This window comes from Pseudomonas sp. V98_8 (assembly GCF_029967975.1).
GTDB lineage: Bacteria > Pseudomonadota > Gammaproteobacteria > Pseudomonadales > Pseudomonadaceae > Aquipseudomonas > Aquipseudomonas umsongensis.
In genome coordinates, this window is record NZ_JASCAE010000067.1 from 23364 (window position 1) to 29885 (window position 6522).

The 6522-nt window shown below is 61.0% G+C and carries 6 protein-coding genes; 3 read left to right on the forward strand and 3 right to left on the reverse strand.

Going from position 1 to position 6522, the window contains the following annotated elements; genetic code table 11:
* Positions 1 to 95: 95 nt before the first annotated feature.
* Entirely contained in the window at positions 96 to 836 is a 741-nt protein-coding gene (locus tag QLG10_RS21510) for a hypothetical protein (protein ID WP_282487987.1), read from the reverse strand.
* 333 nt (positions 837 to 1169) lie between these two features.
* Here QLG10_RS21510 and QLG10_RS21515 point away from each other — a divergent pair, with 333 nt between their 5' ends.
* Positions 1170 to 1991, forward strand: coding sequence for an aldo/keto reductase (locus QLG10_RS21515; protein WP_110746587.1), 822 nt, complete (start codon positions 1170 to 1172; stop codon positions 1989 to 1991).
* Positions 1992 to 2018: 27 nt separating this feature from the next.
* The gene (locus QLG10_RS21520) at positions 2019 to 2489 is read left to right on the forward strand and encodes a DUF1810 domain-containing protein (RefSeq protein WP_110746586.1); all 471 of its coding nucleotides are present in this window, start codon (positions 2019 to 2021) and stop codon (positions 2487 to 2489) included.
* Here QLG10_RS21520 and QLG10_RS21525 read toward each other — a convergent pair.
* Entirely contained in the window at positions 2454 to 4814 is a 2361-nt protein-coding gene (locus tag QLG10_RS21525; RefSeq protein ID WP_282487988.1) for a DNA polymerase II, read from the reverse strand. The two genes, QLG10_RS21520 and QLG10_RS21525, sit on opposite strands and share 36 nt — an antisense overlap.
* 275 nt (positions 4815 to 5089) lie before the next feature.
* Here QLG10_RS21525 and QLG10_RS21530 point away from each other — a divergent pair, with 275 nt between their 5' ends.
* Positions 5090 to 5530: a CBS domain-containing protein gene (locus QLG10_RS21530; RefSeq protein WP_007944798.1), complete on the forward strand. Its 441-nt coding sequence runs from the start codon at positions 5090 to 5092 to the stop codon at positions 5528 to 5530.
* A 44-nt stretch (positions 5531 to 5574) separates the two neighbouring features.
* On the opposite strand, the gene QLG10_RS21535 is transcribed toward QLG10_RS21530, so the two are convergent.
* Positions 5575 to 6198, reverse strand: a complete 624-nt coding sequence (locus QLG10_RS21535) for a glutathione S-transferase N-terminal domain-containing protein (protein WP_033042476.1) — start codon at positions 6196 to 6198, stop codon at positions 5575 to 5577.
* Between the last annotated feature and the right edge of the window lie 324 nt (positions 6199 to 6522).

Consider the following 6522-nt stretch of genomic DNA (forward strand, 5'->3'; position numbering starts at 1 on the left):
GCTGCGATCTTTTGATCTTCAGAAACAAGATCAAAAGATCGCAGCCTGTGGCAGCTCCTACAGGTGGTCATTCGTCGCGATGCCGAGCGGAACAGTCATTGCACTGGCAGAAAATTCAGGAACAGCAGGCTCTGGGCATAATTCAGGCCGATGCGCCGGTAGCGCTCGTCGAGCATCTGGGTCAAAAGGTCCAGCCGCGCGACGATCTTGCCGAACTCCACGGCGAAACTCAGGTTGCTACCCTCCTCCGAGATTTCGTTGGAGAACAGCATGGGCTGGCCGTCCTTGGTCTGCCGCTGGCTGAGGATCCAGGTGGCGATTTCAATGTTGCGCGCGGCGTTGCTGACGAACGTCGGGTTGATCGCGTCCGTCATGTAGAACTCCAGGCGATTGCCGTGGGCGGTGACCAGCATGCTGCCGATGGCATAGATGAACGCGCCGACCCGGTCGCCGAGAAACTCCGGGCTCATGGCAAACCGCAACGCTGCCAGGTCCTTCTTGCCTCCAAGCGTAGGCAACGGCTGCTGCTGCTCAATGGCCATGCGCACCTGTTTGCCAGCGGTCATGGCATCGAGGAAGCCGGATTTTTTCAACTCCTCGGGGTTGCGCAGGTACAGCTTGCCCATCAGCAGGTAAAGGCTGTCGAGGTTGTCGCGCATGGTCAGCGTCGCCATGCGGTCGACACTGGTCTGCAGGAACTCCTGGGGTTTGCCATCGCGTATCTGGGTGAACAGGTCGTTGCCTGGTTGATGACTGCAACCGCTGGCCAGCAACAGCGACAGGCCACTCAGTAGCAGGCCGATTGAGCGAATGATGTGGGGTGAAACTCGAACCATGGGCGATGAACTTGGCATGGGCCGACGGGGGGATCGCCGTCGGCTGGCAAGGGATAGAGCCGCAAGTTGCGCAAAAGTGCGGTGGCGAACGTCGCCAATCGATCACCGGCACCTATGGAAATCGATCACCGGCACCTGTGGGAGCGAGCCTGCTCCGGGCGGCGTTCCGACGATGAACCTGAGAGCGCCGTGGGGGTGTCAGGTTTCCCACGTCATCGTTGACGTCCATCGTGACGGTGCGACGATTCGACATGCTCGCTCCTACAGCCACCCGGATGGAACCCGAGGGACTATCCTGATGCCAACAGAAATAATGACCAGAAGGAGCAAAGCATGCGCACCCAGCAACTGGCCGGCACTCGGGTACCGGTCATCGGCCAGGGCACCTGGCAAATGGGCGAGGACCCTGCCCGCCATCAAGACGAGGTCGCCGCACTGCGCCTGGGCATCGACTTGGGCATGACCCTGATCGACACCGCCGAAATGTACGCCGAAGGCGGTGCCGAACTAGTGGTGGGCGACGCCATCGCCGGCCAGCGCGACCAGGTCTTCCTCGTCAGCAAGGTCTACCCGCACAACGCCAGCCGCCAGGGCATCCCCCAGGCGTGCGAGCGCAGCCTGCGACGGCTGAAGACCGATACCATCGACCTGTATCTGTTGCACTGGCGTGGCCAGTATCCCCTGGAAGAAACGGTAGAAGCCTTCGAACGCCTGCGTGAAGCCGGCAAGATAGGCCGTTGGGGCGTGTCCAACTTTGATCTCGACGACCTGCAGGAGCTCTCGACAGAGGGCTGTGCCACCAATCAAGTGCTCTACAACCTGGAGGAACGTGGCATAGAATTTGATTTATTGCCCTGGTGCAAGGAGCAACGCATGCCGGTCATGGCTTACTGTCCGATCGGCCAGGCAGGGAAAATGCTGGCCAATGCTACGCTCAAACAAGTAGCTGCCCGCCACGACGCCACGCCTGCCCAGGTTTCCCTGGCCTGGCTGCTGCGCCAGGACGGCGTGATCGCCATCCCCAAGGCCGTCCGCCCCGAACACGTGCGGCTCAACGCGCAAGCGGCGCAGTTGAAGCTGGAGGCTGGGGATCTGGAGGCGCTGGACCAAGCGTTTCAGGCGCCCAAACGCAAGCAGCGGTTGGCCATGGTCTAAGCCATCGCGGTGTCAGAGGGCTTCGACATGAGAAGCACCGATCAACCGGACGCCTTTAACCTGCAACGCTTCGTCCAGGCGCAGAACCCGGTGTTCGACCGGGTCCAGGCCGAACTCGACGCCGGCCACAAGCGCAGTCACTGGATGTGGTTCGTTTTCCCGCAGTTCGCCGGTTTGGGTGACAGCGAAATGTCCCGGCGCTTCGCAATCCGTTCCCGGGAAGAAGCGCAGGCCTACCTGGATCACCCGCTGCTGGGTGACCGGCTGCGCACCTGTACCCAACAGGTGCTGAACATCCAGCAGCGCTCGGTGGCAGCGATATTCGGCCACCCCGACGACCTGAAATTTCGCTCCTCGATGACCTTGTTCGCCCAGGTCGCGGCCGACGACAGTCTCTTTCATCAAGCCTTGAACCAATACTTTCACGGCATCCTGGATGACTGGACCTTGTCGCTGATGGACTCAAAACAAGCCCAGTTGCCCCCCCACCAGGGTTGAGAAATCGTCATCGACAAACGGCAGGATGGCATCCGCCACCGGTTGCAATTGCTTGGTGATGTAGTGGTCGTAGTCGATGGGGGCACTGCGGATCTCCAGCGGCTCGGGGCCGGCGACAGTGATGACGTAGCTGATCCAGCCGCCATTCTGGTACTGCCGCGGGCGGCCCTGGCGATCGTTGTAATCGTCGGCCATCCGCGCCGCCCGTACGTGGGGCGGGACGTTGCGCTGGTAGTCGTCCAGCGTGCGGCGCAGGCGCTTACGGTAGATCAGGCGGTCGTCGAACTCACCGGCCAAGGTCTTGCGCACATACTCGCGCACGTAGTCCTGATAGGGTTTGCGGTGGAAGATCAGTGAATACAGCTCCTGCTGGAATTGCCTGGCCAACAGCGACCAGTCGGTGCGCACGGTTTCCAGGCCCTTGTAGACCATTTCGTCGCTGCCATCGGCGCGCGTGACCAACCCCGCGTATCGCTTCTTGCTGCCCTCCTCCGCGCCGCGAATGGTCGGCATCAGGAAGCGTTTGTAGTGGGTTTCGAATTGCAGCTCCAGCACACTCTCCAGGCCGAACTCTTCACGCACGTGCTCGCGCCACCACTGGTTGACGTGCTCGACCAGCGCGCGGCCGATCTGCGCGGCTTCCTGCTGGCCGTGGGCGCGGCGCAGCCAGACGAAGGTCGAGTCGGTGTCGCCGTAGATCACTGTATGACCCTGGTCTTCGATCAGCTTTCGGGTGCGCAGCATGATCTCGTGGCCACGCAAGGTAATCGATGACGCCAGGCGCGTGTCGAAGAAGCGGCAGCCACTGGAACCGAGCACGCCGTAGAACGCGTTCATGATGATCTTCAGCGCCTGGGACAGCGGCGCATTGTGCTCACGCTTGGCGGTTTCCCGGCCTTCGGCGACCCGGGCGACGATGGCGGGCAGGCAATGCCGGGTGCGGGAAAACCGCGCTCCGCGAAAACCCGGTACCGAGTCCTGGTCATCGGGGTGCTTGAGCCCTTCGATCAAGCCTACCGGGTCGATGAGGAAGGTGCGGATGATCGACGGATAAAGGCTCTTGTAGTCGAACACCAGCACCGACTCGTACAAGCCCGGTCGCGAGTCCATGACAAATCCACCAGGGCTCGCTTGTGCTGGCTTGCTGCCCAGGTTTGGCGCAACGAAGCCCTGGCGATGCATCAACGGCATGTAGAGATGGGTGAACGCCGCCACCGATCCGCCCATGCGATCGGCCGGCAACCCGGTGACACTGGCCCGCTCCAGCAGGAACTTGAGCAGCTCGGTCTTGGCGAAGATCCGCGTGACCAGTTCGCAGTCCTTGAGGTTGTACTTGGCCAGCGCCGGCTTGTCCTCGGCGAACATGCGGTTGATTTCATCCATGCGCTGGTACGGGTTATCAATCGACTTGCCTTCACCCAGCAGGGTTTGCGCGACATTTTCCAGGCTGAACGAGGGGAAGCTCCAGGTCGCCGAGCGCAGGGACTCGATGCCGTCGATGATCAGCCGGCCGGCGGCGGACGCAAAGTAATGGTTGCCGCTGCCGTGTTCGCGCCATTGCATCTCCTCACCGCCTCGCCCCAGTTTCAGCGGCACGGCCAGGCGCCGGGCGTGTTCATGCAAGACCCGCAGGTCGAACTGCACGACGTTCCAGCCGATGATCGCGTCAGGGTCGTGGCGGGCGAACCATTCATTGAGCTTCTTGAGCAGCAGGGTTCGCGATTCACAGTATTCGAGCTGGAAATCCACCGCGCCGTGGTCGCCATTGGGCGGGCCGAGCATATACACCTGACGCTCGCCGCAACCTTCCAGGGCAATGGAATACAACTCGGCCTGGGCGGTGGTTTCAATGTCCAGGGACACCAGTTTCAGGCTGGGGCGGTAGTCGGGATCAGGTTTCATCTGCGCCTCGAGCAGCAGGCCGTCGCCCCCCGGCGTGCCGCCAAAGCGTACTGGCGCGGTGATGAACCGCTCCATCATGTAGCGCTCCGGCGGGCGCACATCGGCCTCGTACACCTCGACGCCCGCCCTGCGCAGCGCGGTTTCCAGGCGCATCAGTTGCCCGTGCTGCTGGCAATACAGGCCGAGCACCGGGCGATGTTCAAAGTCCTGCAGGGCCAGGGGCTTGAGCTCGAGGTTCTTTTCGTCGCGCAACAGCGCCTCGGCCTGCTCGCGCTGATCGGCCGGGATGAACGCCACCGACGGCTGATGCGGCAGGCGGATGCGCCGGGGACCGCTATCGGTCGCCAGCCAGAACTCGACTTCGGTGCCCGCCGGCGTGTCGCGCCAATGCCGGGTCAGGACGAAGCCCTGGGGTAAATCCACCACTGCAGACCTCGGGTTTTGTTCAAGCGAGTAATTCTACGCGTCATCCACACCTGTAGGAGCTGCCGCAGGCTGCGATCTTTTGATTTTGATTTACAGGAGCAAGATCAAAAGATCGCAGCCTGCGGCAGCTCCTACAAAGGCTGCGATTTTTTCGGGTTCGGAAAAAATCCGCCGAATGACGTTTTTTGTGTGCTATCTGCCGCTTTTGCCCTTGCCCTGAACGCCTGGGTCTACGATTCTTCAAGGACAACGACAACACCCGGAAAACCGCCATGAAAACCGTCGCGCAACTGCTCAAGTTGAAAGATCAGAAGAACCAGGAAGTGCACCAGATCAAACCTGATCACATGGTGCTCGAAGCGCTGATGAAGATGGCCGAAAAAAACGTCGGTGCCTTGCTGGTGGTAGAGAATGACGAGGTGCTGGGCATCATCAGTGAACGCGACTACGCGCGCAAACTGGTGCTGCATGGCCGCTCTTCCGTGGGCACGCCGGTACGCGACATCATGGTATCGCCCGTCATCACCGTTGACACCCATCAAACCGTCGACACCTGCCTGGGCATCATGTCCGACAGACGCTTGCGTCACCTGCCGGTGGTGGAAAACGGCAAGTTGATCGGCTTGCTGTCGATCGGCGACCTGGTCAAGGAAGCCATTGCCGAACAGGCCGAGTTGATTCGCCAGCTGGAACAATATATTCGCGGCGAATAGTACGGGTAAATTGCAAATCCCCCCACATTATTAATTTGTGGTGATCAGGCAGGCCAATGCCTGGCAAAGACCGGCGCCAATATCGGATGCCGGTCAATGCGTTCCAGCCAGGCGGAAAAGCCCGGCCGGGTTCGGCGCAAATGCTCGCGGCTGCCGCCCCAGCGTGTGACCACGGCCGCCAGCACATCCAGCGCGCCCGGAGCCTCTTCACCCAGGTACAGCTCAGCGGAAAACTGGTCGGCAAACACTTCCCAGCTCCAATGCAAGCGTTGCCGGGTACCGGCCATGAGGTTTTGCCGCGAGGCTTCATCGGCATTGGCCAACCAGCGTTCCGGGTAATCGATGATGCCGATGGCCGCATAACAATTGCTGACGATGAACGCCAGGCCCCGAATGGCCTGGTCACGCTCGGCAGGGTCAGCCGGCAACAGGTTCGACTCGGGAAATGTCAGCCCGAGATGAATCAGGATCGCCGCGCTCTCCGTAAGGACACTGCCGTCGGGCAGTTGCAGCGTCGGAATCTGCTTGAGCGGATTGAGCTTCTCCAGTGCCTGGGCCGCCTGCGGGGACGTCTCGACATCAATGAAGCGATAGGCGATCTCACACAGCTCCAGGGCGGCCTCGATCGCTGCCGCGCCCGAGTTCTGGTGTCCGTAGAGTTGATACATACATATCTCCTGGTTGGCCGCGATCCGCACCAGCTATCCAGTGTAGAAGGCGCCATCGACCACGACCCGAACGTCCGACGACTGCACCATCACGCCCGCGAACGGTAGCGCAGCGCCCCTATCAATAGCGTCGATGTTCACCATCACGTCAATGAAGTTCTCTTAAAAAATTCGCGGCGTAACATCAGCTCCATACCAAACAACTACACCCCGGAGCACACGATCATGAAACGCCCGACCCTCCTCAGCATCGCTTTCTCGGTTTTCGCAGTTAACGCTTTTGCCGCTACCTCTGTTCAGCCTGTCGTGGCTGAAGGTGGCTCG

What these genes read in the sequence shown, in the direction of transcription:
- QLG10_RS21510 (WP_282487987.1), bottom strand. Translation starts at nt 836, where the DNA reads ATGGTTCGAGTTTCACCCCACATCATTCGCTCAATCGGCCTGCTACTG.
- QLG10_RS21515 (WP_110746587.1), top strand. Translation starts at nt 1,170, where the DNA reads ATGCGCACCCAGCAACTGGCCGGCACTCGGGTACCGGTCATCGGCCAG.
- QLG10_RS21520 (WP_110746586.1), top strand. Translation starts at nt 2,019, where the DNA reads ATGAGAAGCACCGATCAACCGGACGCCTTTAACCTGCAACGCTTCGTC.
- QLG10_RS21530 (WP_007944798.1), top strand. Translation starts at nt 5,090, where the DNA reads ATGAAAACCGTCGCGCAACTGCTCAAGTTGAAAGATCAGAAGAACCAG.
- QLG10_RS21535 (WP_033042476.1), bottom strand. Translation starts at nt 6,198, where the DNA reads ATGTATCAACTCTACGGACACCAGAACTCGGGCGCGGCAGCGATCGAG.